Below are 17,877 nucleotides of genomic sequence, written 5' to 3' on the forward strand. Positions count from 1 at the left end.
ACTTATAGCTCCTTCCCAGGCTCTCCCGCCGGATATGGTGTTTTTTCTAATTGATCACCAATCCATGAGTCACCATCTTCCCAAAACTCCTTTTTCCAAATCGGAACAATTTGTTTTATGCGTTCCATAATATATTCGTTCGCTTCATAAGCCGCTTTACGGTGTGGTGTTGAAACAGCAACAACAACCGCTATATCAGAAATTTGCAACGTACCGATGCGATGTGTAATCGCAACGTGTGTACCTGGCCATTTCTCTTTCACTTCTAATCCGATTTTCTCTAGCATCTTTTCTGCCATCGTTTTATAAGCGACATATTCTAAGTATAATGTACGACGCCCTTTCGTAAACTCTCTAACCGTTCCAATAAATGTTGTAACAGCACCGCATTCACGTCGAATTACTTTCTTCGTTACCTCTTCAATCGAGATTTCTGTATCAATTACTTCATAATATGTATTTGTCATTTCGCACTCCTAACCGTTTGTAAAAACCAGTCTATGTACAACTCTTCTTCTGTTATATGAAATACTTTATATTCTTCTCGTATATTTACTGGGACATCATACCACGTAATAACCGCCACTATATTTTCTACTTTATGTAAAAGCTCAGCATCTTCCGCAGAACGAAGTAACACTACTTTCGGGTAGTTCTCTTTTTTATAGCCCTCTATTAAAATTGTATCCACTTTAAAAAACTCATATAAGCAAATAATTTCTTGCAAGGACCATTTCTTTCTTAGTGAAGAAAGTGAAAGTAATCCAGCACCTTCTACACTACTTACGACAGCACCAGCTTTACGGTGTCTTTCGCTATCTTTTTGCGCTACTTCTGGAAAACCTCCGTGCCCGTGATGTTTAATTGTAGCAACTTTCATTTCGCTTTCGGCTAATGCATGCACAATTTTCTCTACAAGTGTCGTTTTTCCGCTATTTTGATACCCTACTATTTGTAAGATTGAAGGGGCTTCGCCCATGGCCACTCACATCCCTCAGAGTGCTCTAACAATAATACGGATACTTTCATTCCGGTCTCAAATCCTCTCGTTCCTCCGGGTAACACGATAAAAGCATTCGCATCTGCAAGTGAAGATACCGCACTCGATTTATCTAAACCAACCGGCATCGCTTGTAACGCCCCATCCACAATTGTTACGTTCGCTCTTACGAAACGAGTAAATGGATTTGGCTTCGGAAAATCTTTTTGTAAAATAGCATCCGCTCTATATACGTGAGGTTCCTTCGCATACAAATACGTTTTTATAATTGGATGCACAAATAATTCAAAGCCTACATAACAAGCAGACGGATTTCCTGATAAACCAAAGAGTAACTTTCCATCAACTTCAGCTACTGTCGTTACACTTCCGGGCCTCATGGCTATCTTATTAAAGAGTACATTTGCCTGTAATCTTTCATAAATAGCTGGTAAGTAGTCATAATCTCCTACTGATACACCGCCTGTTGTAATTAAAATGTCGACCTCATCCATCGCTGATTGAACAGCTGTAAAACATGCATCTAACTCATCCGCGAGTTGACCATAATAACGAACTTTCCCGCCAGCTTTCATAATTTGAGCTGCGATCATATACGAGTTACTATTTCTAATTTTCCCCGGTTCTAACGGCTCATGTACTTCTAATAATTCACTTCCTGTCGTTACAATACCGACAACAGGCTGTTTTACAACTTTCACCGTGCTATATCCAAACGTTGCTAGTAAGGCCGCAACACCTGGATTAATTGCAACACCTTTCTTAACGAGAACTTGATTTTGTTTTATATCTTCTCCTTTAAACGACACATTGTCACCGTTATTAAAAGGGCGTTTTAACTTCATATATGTTTTCCCGTTCTTCTCAAACCCTTCTGTCAGCTCTAGCATTACGACTGCATTGCAATCTTCTGGAATAGCTGCTCCTGTCATAATGCGAATTGCTTCAAAAGCTCCTACTTCCTCTAAAAAAACGGAACCCGCCCCGATTTCTCCTATTACTTCAAATTCAACTGGATTCTCTTGAGTTGCTTCTTTCGTATCTTCTGCTCGAATGGCGAAACCATCGTAAGGGGAACGATCAAAATGAGGAACGTCATGATCTGAGACAACATCTTCCCCGAGAATTCTCCCGTAACTTTCCGTAATAGAAATTTCTTCTACTTCACCATGCTTCGCATATTTCATTACCCGTTCTACTGCCTCAGCAACTTGAATTGGAATTCGTTTTTCTACCATCGTTTCTCACCTCATATTTGCAATTTTTTTTATCTCGATTAAACTTTATATATTCAATAGAAATTACTTCAAGGAGGAATTCCATGTCTTCATTTACACATTTCAATGACCAAGGACGCGCAAAAATGGTTGATATAAGCGAAAAAAAAGCAACCGTTCGAACAGCAATTGCGTGCTCTAGCATTGTCGTTACGAAAGAAATTTACGATAAAATCTCTCACAATGAAATTGGGAAAGGTGACGTATTAGCAGTTGCGCAAATCGCAGGCATTATGGCCGCGAAACGTACTTCTGATATTATCCCAATGTGCCACCCTTTATTATTAAAAGGTGTTGACGTTTCTTTCGATTGGAAACAATCAGAAGAACAATATCGTTTACTCATTGAAGTAAAAGTTAAAACAGAAGGTAGCACCGGTGTTGAAATGGAAGCTTTAACAGCTGCTTCCGCTACCGCTCTTACTGTGTATGATATGTGTAAAGCTGTCGATAAAGGTATGATTATCGGTGAAACGTACTTACTTGAAAAAACAGGTGGAAAAAGTGGAGATTATACGAGAAATTCATAATCCTCTCTCCGTTGAGCCTAAAGGGTTTCCTTTAGGTTCAACCTATATATCTTGCATATAAACTTTTCGCTACATTCATATCATTCGTCCCATGAATGAACGCCCTGCCATCTGTAAATAAAACAAAACGATATTCTTCTACCGGAAATGATAATAAATAAGGTGTCGCCTTTATCTCTACGCTTCTTTGTAAGCGTTTTTTAATTTCTTCTAAATTAAAATTCTTCCGCACACCCGGGCGAATTTGTACTGTATTCCGCCCACATAACACTTCTGTTTTCGTTTGTCCTTCAAATGTTAAACTCGGATATGTACGTAACCTTCCGCAAGATAAACAAGTATCTTTTTTCTGCCTATTCACTTTAAATGCCATCTGTTGATTATTCCAAAGATCAAACGATAACATCGTTTCACGAAGCGCACCAAAGTCTTCTACTAATATTTTCAGCGCTTCCGTAATTTGATGCGCAACTACTAATTGTACTGCCGGTTGTATAATACCAGCTGTGTCACATGTTGCACCGCTCGCTGGATGCTCCATTAAACAGCGAAAACACGGTGTTTTCCCTGGTAAAATTGTATACGTTACTCCGTAGCTTCCGACACACCCACCATATATCCACGGAATATTATACTTTTGTGAAATATCATTAATAAGAAGACGCGTTTCAAAATTATCTGTCGCATCTAATATTAAATCTACATCATTCACTAATTCTTCCATTTCTTGCACCGTTACATCCGTCACAACCGGATTTATTTCCACCTCAGAATTAATCGCTTTTAAATGTTCTGCAGCCGCTATCGCCTTCGGTTTATACTGCTTTGCATCTTCTTCTGTATATAGTTGTTGTCTTTGTAAATTACTCCATTCTACATAATCACGATCAGCAATCGTTACTTTTCCAACACCTGCTCTAACAATCGCTTCTGCATTTGCCGCACCGAGAGCACCAGCACCAATAATAAGCACATGCTTCTCTCTTATTTTTCTCTGTCCTTCTTCTCCAACACCAGAAAATAATATTTGTCTTGAATATCGCTCCTGCATGCGATAGCCCCCTTTCTTATCCTCCTATATAAGACATTTCGATTTTCGGACGATTTTTTGCACTTTCTTCTGTTCGTTCATCCGAATACCTATCTTTTCTATTCATCCATACATCTTGTATAACACTTAATAACTCCTCATCCGAAAGATTTCCTCTAAGAAGTTCTCTTACATCCAAACCCTCTGTCGCAAATAAGCACGTATAAAACTTTCCATCTGCCGAAATTCTCGCCCTCGTACAAGAGACACAAAATGACTCAGAAACAGATGTAATAAAACCAACTTCAACATTTGTTCCAACGTACCGATATCGCTTCGCAACTTCACCAAAGTAATGCGCTTCAGCTGGCTCAAGTGGATCCATCTTATGAATCATCTCAATCAATTCTCGTTTTGTAACGACTTGATCAAAATTCCACCCATTTGTACTACCAACATCCATAAACTCAATAAACCGAAGCGTGATTCCTTGCTCTTTAAAATACGCAGCCATCGGAAGTACTTGATGATCGTTCATCCCTTTTTTCACAACCATATTTACCTTTACTTCCAGCCCCGCCTCTTTAGCTGCTATAATTCCCTTAATTACCGGTTTCGTATTAATATTTCGACCATTAATATTCTTAAATATGTCGTCATCTATTGCATCTAAACTAACATTCACTCTATGTAATCCAGCTTCTTTTAATGCCTTCGCTTGTTTCGTTAAATGTACGGCATTTGTCGTTAACCCTATATCTATTAGCCCATCAATTTTCACAAGACGTGCAATAAGTTTTGTTAAATCTTTACGAAGTAGTGGCTCACCGCCAGTAATTCTAATTTTTCGTACACCAATGTTAACAAATAATTTTGCCAAACGCTCAATTTCATCAAAAGTTAGTAAAAACTCATCTTTCAAAAAAGCATAATCTGACCCAAATATTTCCGCTGGCATACAATATGTACATCTAAAATTGCAACGATCAATGACAGATATACGTAAATCTTGAAGTGGGCGTCCAAAAAAATCTTTAACCATCTCCTGCATCGCCACCCTCCCTTTCTGCCAAATTTCTTTCTTTTCATTCTATTATAATATATTTTCGAACTGCGATGTTTTTGCTCAAGAGAATAATGTGAAACTTTAAATAATTAGAGGGGATCCACTCCCCTGGTTAACGAGGTTTACTTACAAATACAAAGATAAAAAAACCTTGAAACATAAAAGTTTCAAGGTTTTCTGCTTATTAACTTAATCTAATAATAGTTAGGGTAGCCCCTGGCGTTGCTGTAGATAATGTAGCTACTGCAACTACTCCAAATAACTGTAAGCTAACAGCGGCTCCAGCAGGCAAGTTAGCGATTATTGTTGCACTAAATGAACCAGTAGCCACTGTCGGGGCATTTATCGTTCCCGCAAGCGGACTGCCATTTACAGTTATACGAGAACTTACAAGTAAACCTGCCGTTAAATTAATTGTATAGGCTATATAATAGTTTCCTGCATTCGCAACTGTAAATACAGTATTTCCACCACTAACGGTTATTCCTGGTCCAATATTTTGATTGTTCGGTAACGGTACGTTCGTACCCCCTAATAAAACGGAAATAGCGGTTCCTGATGTATTATTCGCAAACGCATACGTTGCAGTTGTACTAACTCCAGTCGCCCCGGTCGCTCCAGTGGCTCCAGCTCCGGTTGGACCTGTATCTCCAGTTGGACCTTGTGAACCGGTTGCTCCTGTAGCCCCCGTTGGACCTTGGATTCCTTGCGGGCCTTGAATTCCTTGGGGACCTTGAATCCCTTGTGGACCTGTCGCTCCGGTTGCTCCTGTAGCTCCCGTTGGACCTTGAATTCCTTGCGGGCCTTGAATTCCTTGTGGGCCTTGAATTCCTTGTGGACCTGTCGCTCCGGTTGCTCCTGTAACTCCCGTTGGACCTTGAATTCCTTGCGGGCCTTGAATTCCTTGGGGACCTTGAATCCCTTGGGGACCTGTCGCTCCAGTTGCTCCTGTAGCTCCCGTTGGACCTTGAATTCCTTGCGGGCCTTGAATTCCTTGGGGGCCTTGTGGGCCGGTCGGACCTATCTCTCCTTGCGGACCTTGGATTCCCTGTGGGCCTTGTGCCCCGGTTGCCCCTGTCGCTCCTTGGATTCCTTGAGGACCTTGTGGACCTTGAATTCCTTGGGAGCCGGTTGGACCTATGTCGCCTTGTGGGCCTTGAATTCCTTGGGGACCTTGTGCTCCGGTTGCCCCCGTTACTCCTTGGATTCCTTGGGGACCTTGAATACCCTGTGGACCGGTTGGACCTATCTCTCCTTGAACACCTTGGATTCCTTGCGGGCCCTGTAAACCCGTCACTCCGGTTGCTCCCGTTGCTCCTGTTGCTCCTGTCACTCCAGTTGAGCCTGTCGCCCCGGTATCTCCTGTTACTCCTGTCGCACCTGTTGCTCCTGTCGGGCCAGGTGGTCCACCTGATGGACCTGTCACTCCTGCCGGACCTGATGGCCCCGTTGGGCCGGTCGGTCCTGCTGGTCCTCCTGACGGGCCAGTCACCCCTGTTGGACCGGTTACTCCTGTTGGACCGGTAGTTCCTTCTCCCGTCGCTCCGGCTGCCCCCGTATCTCCTGTTGCTCCCGTCGGACCTTGCACTCCTTGAATTCCTTGTGGTCCTTGCACTCCTTGTGCACCTGTTGCTCCTTGAATCCCTTGTATTCCCTGCACTCCTTGTGCGCCCATCGGACCTGTTGGACCAATCGCCCCTTGTATTCCTTGCACTCCTTGGGGCCCCTCTGGACCGGTTGCTCCTATTTCCCCTTGTATCCCTTGAATTCCAGTTGCTCCTTGTGCTCCAGTTGCTCCCGTTATCCCTTGCACACCTTGTATTCCCTGTATTCCTTGTGGACCTTGTGGGCCGGTTGCTCCTTGCACTCCTTGAATGCCTTGTATTCCCTGAGGACCCTCTGGACCCGTTGCTCCAACTGGCCCTTGAACACCTTGTATTCCTTGCGGGCCCTGCAGTCCCTCTGGGCCTTCTGGGCCGGTTGGACCTATCTCTCCTTGTATCCCTTGGATTCCAGTTGGACCTTGTGACCCAGTCGGACCTATGTCACCTTGCGGACCTTGGATTCCCTGTGGGCCTTGTGCTCCTGTTCCCCCTGTCGCTCCTTGGATTCCTTGAGAACCTTGTGGGCCTTGAATTCCTTGTGGGCCAGTTGGACCTATGTCGCCTTGTGGGCCTTGAATCCCTTGCGGACCTTGATCTCCTGTGGCCCCCGTTACTCCTTGAATTCCTTGGGGACCTTGAACACCTTGTGGCCCTGTTGGACCTATCTCTCCCTGCACACCTTGGATTCCTTGCGGACCCTGTAAACCCGTCACTCCGGTTGCTCCCGTTTCTCCTGTCGCTCCTGTCACTCCAGTTGAGCCTGTCGCCCCAGTATCTCCTGTTACTCCTGTCGCACCTGTTGCTCCTGTCGGGCCAGGTGGTCCACCAGATGGACCAGTTACTCCCGCCGGACCTGATGGCCCCGTTGGGCCGGTCGGTCCTGCTGGTCCTCCAGACGGGCCTGTTACCCCTGTTGGACCAGTTACTCCTGTTGGGCCTGTAGTGCCTTCCCCTGTCGCCCCAGTTGCTCCCATATCTCCTGTTGCCCCCGTCGGACCTTGGATTCCTTGAATTCCTTGTGGACCTTGCACTCCTTGTGCACCCGTCGCTCCTTGAATTCCTTGTACTCCTTGCACTCCTTGTGGCCCCATCGGACCGGTTGGACCAATCGCCCCTTGAGCACCTTGCACTCCTTGTGGCCCCTCTGGACCCGTTGCTCCTATTTCCCCTTGTATCCCTTGAATTCCAGTTGCTCCTTGTACTCCTGTTGCTCCCGTTATCCCTTGCACACCTTGTATTCCCTGAATTCCTTGTGGGCCTTGTGGGCCTGTTGCTCCTACCGGTCCTTGAATGCCTTGTATCCCCTGTGGACCCTCTGGACCCGTCGCTCCAACTGGCCCTGGCACACCTTGTATTCCTTGCGGGCCCTGCAGTCCCTCTGGGCCTTCTGGACCTGTTGGTCCTATATCACCCATCGGACCTTGTATCCCTTGAACTCCCTGTGGCCCTGTTTCTCCTGATGGCCCTGGTACTCCTTGTATACCTTGTGGACCTTGATCTCCTGTGGCCCCTGTTACCCCTTGTGGCCCTATAACCCCCTGTATACCTTGTGGACCTTGATCTCCTGTTGCTCCCGTTGCCCCTTGAATACCTTGAACTCCTTGTATTCCTTGTTCACCAGTTACTCCCGTCGGACCAGGAATACCTTGAATACCCTGCGAACCTTCTGGACCTGTTGGCCCAATTGGTCCTTGAATCCCTTGGATTCCTTGCAAGCCCTGTGCTCCCGTACTTCCAGTCGGACCTGTACTTCCCGTTGCTCCTGTTACCCCTGTACTTCCTGTAGCCCCAGTATTCCCCGTTGCTCCAGTCGCACCTGTACTTCCACTCGGTCCACCACCTGGACCTGTCGCACCAGTCGGCCCCGTCGGACCAGGAGGTCCTCCAGATGGTCCAGTTATTCCAGTTGGACCTGTTATTCCAGTCGGGCCTGTTATCCCCTGACCAGTTGCTCCAGTCGCTCCGGTTGCACCTGTATTTCCACTCGGTCCTGGTGTTCCTTGTATCCCTTGTGCTCCTTGTATTCCTTGTGGACCAGTTGCACCCGGTAACCCTTGGACGCCTTGAATTCCTTGAGATCCCTCAGGTCCCGTCGCTCCAATTGGCCCCTGTAATCCCTGTATCCCTTGTATACCTTGTGCCCCAGTCGCTCCCGTTGGACCAATCGGACCTTGTAGCCCTTGCACACCCCCCGGTCCTGTCGCTCCAGTTTCTCCTTGTGGTCCTCTCAATCCTTGTGGCCCCTGCTGTCCTTCTGGTCCAGTTGCACCTATTGGACCAACTGATCCTTGTATCCCTTGCACACCTTGAGGTCCTGTCGGGCCCCTCTCCCCCATCGGACCTTGTAATCCTCTTGGTCCTTGAGGTCCTGTTGGGCCTTGTGGACCGGTTGGACCAGTAATCCCTATACCTGTAAATCCAGTTGGAACAGGGGGGAAAGTAGGCCCAATAAGTTCTGGTGGAATTCTAAAATTAGAGCTTAACGAATTTTGCTTCCGATTATTATCACGATTCTTCACACTTTCACCACCTACAAACCGTCTTTTTCATAATAAATAAGCCTCTTCTTAATCTATTTACAAAAATAATTTCCAAGACTATTTTTATTTTAAATAATAAAAACTCCCTTAATTCCTTAAGGGAGTCCTGCAATTGAATCCATATTATCTGTATTAGGGACAGCTTGTGCTATACCCGATGTATTTACACTTTGCCCCATATTTGTTCCTGTTACAGTACCAGCAGGAGTGCCTCTTGTATATGTTGTCGTCACCGAATCACCTGGCTGTAAACAAAGCTTCGTCTCCGTCCCTATTACTGTAACAACATCAATCCAAGTGCACCCCATTGAACCACTATATGATTTCGAAGCAGTAAATGAAGTATCACTCAAATTATCACCGGTAAATATATTCCCAGTGTTATTCACAATAACAAATTCTTTTATATGAGCAGGCATAATTACACTCTACCTTTCCTCTATGAACCTAATGTACGTGTACTTGTTGCTAACGGCGGAAGAAACACTGATGTTCTAATGACTGCTTCTGGCTGTCTTTTCCCATTTAAAAAAATAGCCGCACTCGACCCTCCAGCACCTGCATATACTTTTGCTACAGCTAAAGGCGAGATATCATAACAGTCGCCGACATTAACAGCTCCTGTATTATTCATAATTTTTACTTTACGCAAATTAATCCCCATTTACCCCTCCTCCTTTTTATACTGTATGCAAAAGAAAAAAACTTGAAACAGACTCGTTTCAAGTTTTTAACTATTAACTATTTCGTTTCACCTTCATATTGAAGCATACCGCCAACCATATTCACTGTTTTAAATCCTTGCTCATTTAAATAATGACATACATTTTCACTGCGCATTCCTGAACGACAAATAAAGATATATTCATTCTCTTTATTAAAGAAATCTACTTTATGTGGGATATCGCCCATTTTAATATGTACAGCTTCTGGAATCTTTCCTGCCGCTACTTCTTCATCTTCTCTTACGTCTACTAAAAATAACGTTTCTCCATTTTCTAAACGCTCTTGTACCTCTTCTGTAGTAATTGTTTTAACTTCTGTCATATGTAGTTCCTCCTTATATACAATAAAACCTTTAGTTTCTTTTTCACAAACATTCTCTACCAATTTTAGCACGCAAAAGAAAGAACGCAAAGAATCGAAAAACTATTTCTCAATTTTCTCGCAAAACTTATTCTTTACAAACATAACTCTTGCATTGTATCCTCAATATACTTGTCTTATGAAAGGAGCCAATGAAAATGACACTTTCCCTTTTCATAATGGGCATCATTTTCTTAATCGCTGCAATTATTACTCTTAGTATGAAAAATACTAAAAAAATAAAATCACCCCAAGAAATGTCATTCTTATTTCTATTGCTTAGTATCGCATTCTTCGGTATAGCAATTGCCACATATATTTTCCGTCTACAAATCATGTAAAAAAAGGTGCCTACTACAAACATTGCACCTTTTCCCCATCATTTGTCTTCTAAACAAAACTAGATACTTTCCGATTTAAAAATTCATAAACTTTCTTTTCAAATAAATGAATATCAAATGCTCCCGCCATATGCCCATTTATACTTTCTATCTCATACACTTCCGCATACTTCCCTTGTTTTTGCAAAATATCTACCATTTTATAGTTGTAACGAGACGGCTGAAGCAAATCTTGTTTACATGGAATCATAAGTACATTCGCTTCTATGTTAGAAAGAGATTCTTCTAATGAAGAAAAACCATGTGCAATATCATGCAATAAAACTGCCTTTGCAGTATACATCCATGAATTTGCATCTACTAACTCTATACTTCTATATGTCGCTTTATTTATCTCTTTTTCAAATGATGTTAGTGTAGAAAACTTTTCATAAGGTTCTATCTCTATACTATTACGAGGAAATGCCATTTCATAAAAATGCTCATCAAACGCGTTCATAAACATCATTCTATTTGCTAAATGAAGCCCCTTTATCGGCTGCTCTTCTCCATATTTTCCACCTTTCCAACTTGGATCCAGTTGAATTGCTTCAATCGCATTTTGCGCTACGTTTACTGACGTAATAATTGGATTTTGTGGGTTCGTAATAACGCCAATCATCCGCTCTACCATATGTGGATAGTGAACCGCCCATTGTTGTGCAATCATTCCCCCTGCCGACGGTCCAATTACAGCGTGTAACCTTGAAATTCCCATACCTTTTATTAACTCATATTGCATACGAGCTACATCAAGAAATGTAAAAACCGGAAAATCCATAGCATATTCTTCTCCAGTTTCTGGATTAATCGATTTCGGTCCTGTTGTAATCACATATGGATTTCTCACCTGCACATTACAAAGATTATCTGTACATATAACAAAATACTTATTTGTATCAATTGCTTTTCCAGGTCCAATGAGCCCATCCCACCAACCAGACTCCTCATCATGCACTGTATATTTTCCTGCCGCATGACTTGTTGCACTAAAATAATGACAAACCAAAATCACATTTGACCTTTCTCTATTTAACGTACCATATGTCTCGTATCCCATTTGAACAGGAATTTCCCTGCCATTTTCAAACGTAAACCCTTTTAAAACAAACTTCTCCTTTTTTACAATTTGCACAGATTCTCCCTCTTCCCGTTATAGTATGAACTGCTTACTAAAGATTTTTTTCCATGCAAACTAATCTCCTTCTTCTTTTCATAAATAAATGAATAATATACAAAATTAGCCACAAAATAGCACTATATTACAAGATTAAAGAGGGTATACACATGATTTGGAATTGGTTACGTAAGAAAAAAAAATCAAATAAACCAGAAGCAAACGAAACAGATAATCAGGAGCAGCATTCTAACAATGAAGTGGATGATAACAAAGAACAGACTAGAAGTATGAAACATAATAAAGGTAAAAATCACGAACAAAAAGATTCTTCTCAGGATAAGCAACAAAGTACTAAACAAAAAGATTCTTCTCAGGATAAGCAACAAAGTACTAAACAAGAGGATTCCTCTCAGGATAAGCAACAAAGTACTAAACAAGAGGATTCCTCTCAGGATAAGCAACAAAGTACTAAACAAAAAGATTCTTCTCAGGATAAGCAACAAAGCGCTAAACAAGATGAACCTTCTCAGGATAAGCAACAAAACTCTAAACAGGATGATTCCTCTCAAGATAAGCAACAAAGTGCTAAACAAGAGGATTCCTCTCAGGATAAGCAACAAAACTCTAAACAAGATGACTCTTCTCAGGATAAGCAACAAAACTCTAAGCAGGATGATTCCTCTCAAGATAAGCAACAAAGTACTAAACAAGAGGATTCCTCTCAAGATAAACAACAAGGTGCTAAACAAGGTGATTCGTCTCAAGATAAACAACAAAACGCTAAGCAAGATGAACCTTCTCAAAGTAAGCAACAAAACTCTAAAGGTAATAGTATTTATGATTTTACGAAACCAGAAAAAGACCGTATCCATTCTTTACAAAATTTAATAGAGAAGCTGAAAAAATCTAGTGATTTTGTGAATTATCATACATCCGACGATGAAACGATGCCTTATTGGATTTCTTACTATCGTCCTTCGCTTGATGGAGAGAAATTACAAAAATATTTAATGCCTACTCTTTTGGAACGACCTAATGCTTCACTAGAAGAGCTGAAAGAACATATTCCAATGAGCGGCATTACAATTACGAACGACTTACAAAAAATTGAGGATATGGTTTTAAAGGGGCATGCGATTATTCAATTGAATCAGCAAGATCAAAAATGTATGCTTGCAAACATTGCAATTGATAATTATCGTGCACCAACCCCTCCTTTAAACGAATCAACTGTTATTGGTCCGCAAGAAGGTTTCGTAGAGGATATTGATACAAACATTAATTTAGTTCGAAAACGTCTTCCTGTTTTAGATTTACAAACAAAAGAAATGATTATTGGCGAGTTTTCAAAAACAAAAGTTGTCATGATGTATTTAGACAACCTTGCTGAAAAAGATAATGTAGATTTTCTAGAAGAGTCATTACGCGCTCTTGAATATGATCAAATTAATGATAGTGCTTATTTACAAGAATTAATGGGTGAAAAATCGATTTTCCCTCTCTATATCAATACAGAACGTACTGATAGAGTTACAAAAGCACTAATTGATGGAAAAATCGCTATTTTCGTTGATGGTTCTCCAAGTGTTTTACTAACACCTGTATCCTATTTCGATTTTTTCATTTCACCAGAAGACTATAACGTCTCCTGGATGTACGCTACATTTTCAAGGATTTTAAGATTAATTGCCGTTCTATTTTCAATTTGCGCTACACCGTTATACGTTGCAGTTTTAAATTATCATTATGAACTTATTCCAAGTGATTTACTTGAAACTTTGATTTTATCAAGGGCACAAGTACCATTCCCACCTTTAATTGAAGCGCTCTTTTTAGAACTTGCAATTGATTTATTAAGAGAAGCCGGCGCAAGGTTACCGATGAAAGTTGGGCAAACACTCGGTATTGTAGGCGGTATCGTAATCGGGCAAGCATCTGTACAAGCTGGGTTAACGAGTAACATTTTATTAATTATCGTTGCACTATCGGCACTCGCTTCCTTTATTACACCTATTTATAAAATGGGGAACGCTGTTCGATTACTACGCTTTCCTTTTCTTATGTTTGCAGAAATAGGCGGATTGTTCGGGATTTCTCTTGGATTTATCTTTTTATTTACTCATCTCTTTAGACTTACTTCCTTACGTAAGCCGTACGCTTTGTTTTATCCGACAAGGCAACAATCAGTTAAAGATTCTTGGATTCGTTTTCCATTAACAATGATTGATACGAGAGATGTGCAAGCAAGACCACAACATGTAAAAAAAGCAGCGAAAGGAATTTCAACAAAACATAGATCAGATTTTGATGATTGAGAAATGAGGTGCATTGATGAGTAAAGTTCAAGAAAAATATCAAATATCTCCTATCTTTGTTTTCTTCTTAATTCACGGTGCACAGTTTGGTGCTGGAGTTCTCGGATTCGCTCGAATCATCGCAAAGGCCGCTGGATACGACGGATGGATGGGAGTTATAATCACAGGAATTTTCATCCATATTCTTATATGGATGATGTATGTCTTATTAAAAGAAACAAATGGGAATTTAGTTGATTTACATCGGCAAACATTTGGAAAATGGCTAGGAAATGGCATTAGCATCATCTTTATGGCTTATTTTTTAATCGTTAGTATTTCGGTCATCCGAACATATGTTGAAATTATTCAAGTATGGATGTTTCCTACCGCTTCCACCTTTATGTTAACACTCTTTTTATGCTTAGTTAGCTATTACATTATCTCTTCTGGATTTCGTGTAATTACCGGTATTTGCGTCATCTCTGTTGGTGGTACATTAGGATACTTATTTCTAAGCTTATTCGTTTTGAAATATTCACATTGGGATAATTTACTACCTATATTCACACATTCTTTTTCAGACATTTTAAAATCCGCTCAACTGTCAATCTACAGTATGACCGGTTTTGAAATTTACCTCATGGTGTATCCATTTGTGAAAAAGCCTATGCAATCTCATAAATACGCTCAGTTTGGAGCACTATTTTCAAATCTTCTATATTTATTTAGCACCCTTTTAGCCTTTGCATTTTTTAGTGAAAAACAATTGTTAAAAACGATATGGGCCCAACTTTCTATGACCCAAGTCATTCAATTACCATTTATAGAAAGACTCGAATATATTGCAATTTCAGGCTATGCACTCGTTATTATTTCAAGTTTCATCCTCCCTTTATGGGCGTCAATGAGAGGAACACATGAAATATTCCGTGTAAAACAAAGGGGTATTTTAATTGCTTTTATCTTTATCACTCTCATTGTTTCGCAACTTTTAACCAACAGACACGATATTAATAACTTTATTAGTAATGTATCAAAAGTTAGTTTTTGGCTCATTTATGTATACATCCCAATCCTATTTATTATTGTGTGGGTGAAAAGAAAATGGAAAAAATCAAAAGCACAAGCAAATTAATACTTATTTCTTGTATAACATTCTTCAGTCTAATTGGATGTTTACAAAAAAATATTATCGATGATGTACAACTTATTCAAGGAAGCGTTTTTGATGTCGCAAAAGATAATAAAGTAAAAGTGACATTCGTTTGTCCCATTCAGAAAAAAGGAAATAAAGTTCAAGTTTTTGAAGGCAGTGCAAATGCAGTAAAACAAGTAAAAGCAGACACATCTTTAGAGTCTTCTCAACCATTTGCTAGCGGACAAATGCGTGTCGCTCTATATACAATAAGGCTTGCCAAAACAGGAATGTCTACTTCATTCGATACATTACTTCGAGATGTGAATATAGGGAACGCTTTATATGCTGCTTTATTAGATGGGAATGGTACTGAACTTTTAAAGGGCAAATATTCGACTTCATACAACGTTGCAATTTATATAAAAAAATTGCTAGAACATAACATGGAGACCGGACCTTTACCAGCGGATAATCTACATATAGGAGCATTTCGCTATTATCAAGAAGGAAAAGACTACTATATTCCCATTCTAAAGAAGCATGGTGATAAAATAAAAATTACCGGAATTGGCCTTTTTAAAAAAGATAAATATATCGGTAAAATTGCGGAAAAAGATATGTTCATATTTAAAGGACTATTAGAGAAACATAAATTAGATTCACATGAATTTAAAACAGATTCTGCGTACGTAATGATTAATAATATTCGTTCTGTTCCAACTTACGATATAAAAATTAAAAATGGAAAGCCTTCTTTTTTCATTAACGTTCGTCTTGATGCACGTATTCAAGAACTATCAAAACAAATTAACTTAGAAAATAACAAGAACACAAAAAACATTGAAAAAGATGTCCAAAAACAATTAGATAAACAAGCTGCTAAGTTAATTAAGCAACTTAAATCTTTAGGCGTCGACCCTCTCGGGCTAGGTGCAAAGTATAAGCAACATTATCGCCCATTCAAATTAGAAGAATGGAGACAAATGTATAAAGATGTTCCGGTTCATATAAAATACACCGTAAATATTACAAATTCTGGTGTCATTGAATGAGAAATGATTGAACTCCTCTCTCCAGCATGATACAACGGAGAGAGGAGTTTTTTTATTATCAAATAGAGAGAGAAGATATTTATGGGGGAGCTTATGTCTAAAAAATTAGTAAAGCCTATTTTAAATGGTATTTTATTTCTCGGCGTCTTTTTATTTGCTCATACATACTTAAAAAATGTTTCCTTCACACGTTACTTGCTTGTCGTTATACCAATGTTACTGGTCGGTATTTTTGGCATCGATCTTATTTCATCCCTTTTAATAAAAAAAGAAGAATAACGAGCGAACATCTTATTTCGATAAGATGTTCTTTTCATTTCATAATCACCTTATGTTACAATAAACTTCGGCATAACGTAAGAAAGGATGAAACAACATGACAAACGAAAAAGGTTTAGATAAAGGATACGAACTTGTTGCGAAAATGCATGAAGTATTCGGACATCCTGTGACAAATACTCCAACAAAATTAACAGAAGAGCGTGCAAAAATCCGTGCAAGTTTTATGCAGGAAGAACTAGAAGAATTTCTAGAGGCAACGACTGTTGAAGATCAATACGATGCACTGATTGACCTTATTTACTTTGCATTCGGAACGTTTGCAGAAATGGGCGTACGTCCAGATAAAGGATTCGAAATTGTAAACAACGCCAACATGGCAAAACTATTCCCTGATGGGAAGCCTCGATTCCGTGAAGGCGACGGTAAGATTCTAAAGCCAGAAGGCTGGCAAGCACCGGAACCACAACTTCGTGCTGAAATTGAACGTCAGCGTCAAGAAGCTGAAAAAAACTGCTAGGATTTCCTAGCAGTTTTTTATTATGTCTTTTTTTCTGGCAATCATTAATGACCCACGTGTCCCGCATGTCCTGCAGCTCCACTAATGCTAGCCGCTCCTGCTGCTGCCCCCGCTCCTCCTGCTCCAATTCCACCTGTCCAAGGAGAAGATTGTTGTTGATACTGTTGGTATTGTTGGTGTTGTTGGTGTTGTTGGTGTTGTTGGTGTTGTTGGTGTTGTTGGCCTTGGTAACCTTGATGACCATGTTGACCTTGGTGACCGTGGTGGCCTTGATGGCCGTGGTGATGTACTTGTTGTTGATGATGTCCATGATGACCTTGGTGACCTTGGTGGTGATGGTGGCCATGATGACCATGGTGTCCTTGGTGGCCGTGGTGGCCATGGTGACCATGGTGATCTTGATGAATTTGATAAAGAACAGCCTGCGGATGTATATGATGGTGGCCGTGGTGATGTACTTGTTGTTGATGATGTCCATGATGGCCATGATGACCGTGGTGACCTTGGTGGTGATGGTGGCCATGATGGCCATGGTGTCCTTGGTGGTGATGGTGGCCATGATGGCCATGGTGTCCTTGGTGGTGATGATGTCCATGATGACCGTCGTGGTGGCCATGTTGACCGTAAAAACCTTGTGGATAACCACCTACTCCTCCAACGAAAGATGGGAATGTAGTTGGTACGCCTACTGGTACTCCTCCCGCTGCTCCGCCTACAAATGTTGGGATTCCTGTTTGCACTCCAGCTACTGATGATGGAAATCCTCCTGTTGATGTTGGAATTCCAGTTTGCGCTCCAGCTACTGATGTGGAAAATCCTCCAGGTGTTCCACCCATCCAGCTCGGAATTCCGCCATATCCTTGTTGTCCGCCTCCCATTAACATCATTTGTTCATAACTATCCGATCCACCTCCGAAAAAGCCATGTGGTGCATTATTGTCCATCCCTTTCATTCCTT

General features: G+C 41.0%; 18 protein-coding genes. 7 read left to right on the forward strand and 11 right to left on the reverse strand.

Annotated elements, in window-relative coordinates; genetic code table 11:
• Positions 1 to 2: 2 nt before the first annotated feature.
• From moaE to moeA, 3 genes are read right to left on the reverse strand one after another with little or no spacing between them, the layout of a single operon-like run.
• Positions 3 to 467: a molybdopterin synthase catalytic subunit MoaE gene (gene moaE, locus C3Y97_RS23865; protein ID WP_000185942.1), complete on the reverse strand. Its 465-nt coding sequence runs from the start codon at positions 465 to 467 to the stop codon at positions 3 to 5.
• On the reverse strand, positions 464 to 979 hold the full coding sequence (gene mobB, locus C3Y97_RS23870) for a molybdopterin-guanine dinucleotide biosynthesis protein B (RefSeq protein WP_000503323.1): 516 nt from the start codon (positions 977 to 979) through the stop codon (positions 464 to 466). Before mobB ends, moaE begins: the two co-directional genes overlap by 4 nt.
• On the reverse strand, positions 949 to 2,238 hold the full coding sequence (gene moeA, locus C3Y97_RS23875) for a molybdopterin molybdotransferase MoeA (RefSeq protein ID WP_000229690.1): 1,290 nt from the start codon (positions 2,236 to 2,238) through the stop codon (positions 949 to 951). The genes mobB and moeA overlap by 31 nt, the downstream gene beginning before the upstream one ends.
• 83 nt (positions 2,239 to 2,321) lie before the next feature.
• Here moeA and moaC point away from each other — a divergent pair, with 83 nt between their 5' ends.
• On the forward strand, positions 2,322 to 2,807 hold the full coding sequence (moaC, locus tag C3Y97_RS23880) for a cyclic pyranopterin monophosphate synthase MoaC (protein ID WP_000094159.1): 486 nt from the start codon (positions 2,322 to 2,324) through the stop codon (positions 2,805 to 2,807).
• 37 nt (positions 2,808 to 2,844) lie between these two features.
• Here the strand turns inward: moaC and C3Y97_RS23885 are convergent, their stop codons facing one another.
• The 6 genes from C3Y97_RS23885 to C3Y97_RS23915 form a co-directional block, all read right to left on the reverse strand.
• Positions 2,845 to 3,858 carry a molybdopterin-synthase adenylyltransferase MoeB gene (locus tag C3Y97_RS23885; protein ID WP_001158098.1) on the reverse strand — a complete coding sequence of 338 codons (1,014 nt, stop codon included), beginning with the start codon at positions 3,856 to 3,858 and terminating at the stop codon, positions 2,845 to 2,847.
• Positions 3,859 to 3,874: 16 nt separating this feature from the next.
• Complete coding sequence (gene moaA, locus C3Y97_RS23890; RefSeq protein ID WP_001157119.1) at positions 3,875 to 4,888, reverse strand: GTP 3',8-cyclase MoaA; 1,014 nt, start codon at positions 4,886 to 4,888, stop codon at positions 3,875 to 3,877.
• Between the two features lie 199 nt (positions 4,889 to 5,087).
• Positions 5,088 to 9,026: a BclA-related collagen-like exosporium protein gene (locus C3Y97_RS23900; protein ID WP_136363675.1), complete on the reverse strand. Its 3,939-nt coding sequence runs from the start codon at positions 9,024 to 9,026 to the stop codon at positions 5,088 to 5,090.
• A gap of 116 nt (positions 9,027 to 9,142) precedes the next feature.
• Positions 9,143 to 9,466, reverse strand: a complete 324-nt coding sequence (locus tag C3Y97_RS23905) for a hypothetical protein (protein ID WP_001110855.1) — start codon at positions 9,464 to 9,466, stop codon at positions 9,143 to 9,145.
• Between the two features lie 20 nt (positions 9,467 to 9,486).
• Positions 9,487 to 9,711, reverse strand: a complete 225-nt coding sequence (locus C3Y97_RS23910) for a spore germination protein (protein ID WP_000512468.1) — start codon at positions 9,709 to 9,711, stop codon at positions 9,487 to 9,489.
• A 77-nt stretch (positions 9,712 to 9,788) separates the two neighbouring features.
• Positions 9,789 to 10,094, reverse strand: a complete 306-nt coding sequence (locus C3Y97_RS23915) for a rhodanese-like domain-containing protein (protein ID WP_000141207.1) — start codon at positions 10,092 to 10,094, stop codon at positions 9,789 to 9,791.
• Positions 10,095 to 10,291: 197 nt separating this feature from the next.
• Here C3Y97_RS23915 and C3Y97_RS23920 point away from each other — a divergent pair, with 197 nt between their 5' ends.
• Positions 10,292 to 10,474: a hypothetical protein gene (locus C3Y97_RS23920; protein ID WP_000175905.1), complete on the forward strand. Its 183-nt coding sequence runs from the start codon at positions 10,292 to 10,294 to the stop codon at positions 10,472 to 10,474.
• A gap of 49 nt (positions 10,475 to 10,523) precedes the next feature.
• Here C3Y97_RS23920 and C3Y97_RS23925 read toward each other — a convergent pair whose 3' ends face one another.
• On the reverse strand, positions 10,524 to 11,648 hold the full coding sequence (locus C3Y97_RS23925; protein WP_001167639.1) for a homoserine O-acetyltransferase family protein: 1,125 nt from the start codon (positions 11,646 to 11,648) through the stop codon (positions 10,524 to 10,526).
• 152 nt (positions 11,649 to 11,800) lie between these two features.
• Between C3Y97_RS23925 and C3Y97_RS23930 the strand changes: the two genes are divergently transcribed.
• The 5 genes from C3Y97_RS23930 to C3Y97_RS23950 all read left to right on the forward strand — a co-directional run bounded on the left by C3Y97_RS23930 (position 11,801) and on the right by C3Y97_RS23950 (position 16,919).
• Entirely contained in the window at positions 11,801 to 13,948 is a 2,148-nt protein-coding gene (locus C3Y97_RS23930) for a spore germination protein (protein WP_136363676.1), read from the forward strand.
• 16 nt (positions 13,949 to 13,964) lie between these two features.
• Positions 13,965 to 15,065 (forward strand): spore germination protein, encoded by a 1,101-nt coding sequence (locus C3Y97_RS23935; protein WP_000049053.1) that lies wholly within the window; start codon positions 13,965 to 13,967, stop codon positions 15,063 to 15,065.
• Positions 15,035 to 16,120, forward strand: a complete 1,086-nt coding sequence (gene gerHC / locus C3Y97_RS23940) for a spore germination protein GerHC (RefSeq protein WP_000411389.1) — start codon at positions 15,035 to 15,037, stop codon at positions 16,118 to 16,120. The genes C3Y97_RS23935 and gerHC overlap by 31 nt, the downstream gene beginning before the upstream one ends.
• Positions 16,121 to 16,213: 93 nt before the next feature.
• Positions 16,214 to 16,399 carry a hypothetical protein gene (locus C3Y97_RS23945; protein ID WP_000038781.1) on the forward strand — a complete coding sequence of 62 codons (186 nt, stop codon included), beginning with the start codon at positions 16,214 to 16,216 and terminating at the stop codon, positions 16,397 to 16,399.
• A 97-nt stretch (positions 16,400 to 16,496) separates the two neighbouring features.
• The gene (locus C3Y97_RS23950; RefSeq protein WP_000180554.1) at positions 16,497 to 16,919 is read left to right on the forward strand and encodes a pyrophosphohydrolase domain-containing protein; all 423 of its coding nucleotides are present in this window, start codon (positions 16,497 to 16,499) and stop codon (positions 16,917 to 16,919) included.
• Between the two features lie 44 nt (positions 16,920 to 16,963).
• Here the strand turns inward: C3Y97_RS23950 and C3Y97_RS23955 are convergent, their stop codons facing one another.
• Positions 16,964 to 17,872 carry a hypothetical protein gene (locus C3Y97_RS23955; protein ID WP_000677611.1) on the reverse strand — a complete coding sequence of 303 codons (909 nt, stop codon included), beginning with the start codon at positions 17,870 to 17,872 and terminating at the stop codon, positions 16,964 to 16,966.
• Between the last annotated feature and the right edge of the window lie 5 nt (positions 17,873 to 17,877).

It is taken from the genome of Bacillus sp. DU-106, from assembly GCF_004799705.1.
GTDB lineage: Bacteria > Bacillota > Bacilli > Bacillales > Bacillaceae_G > Bacillus_A > Bacillus_A cereus.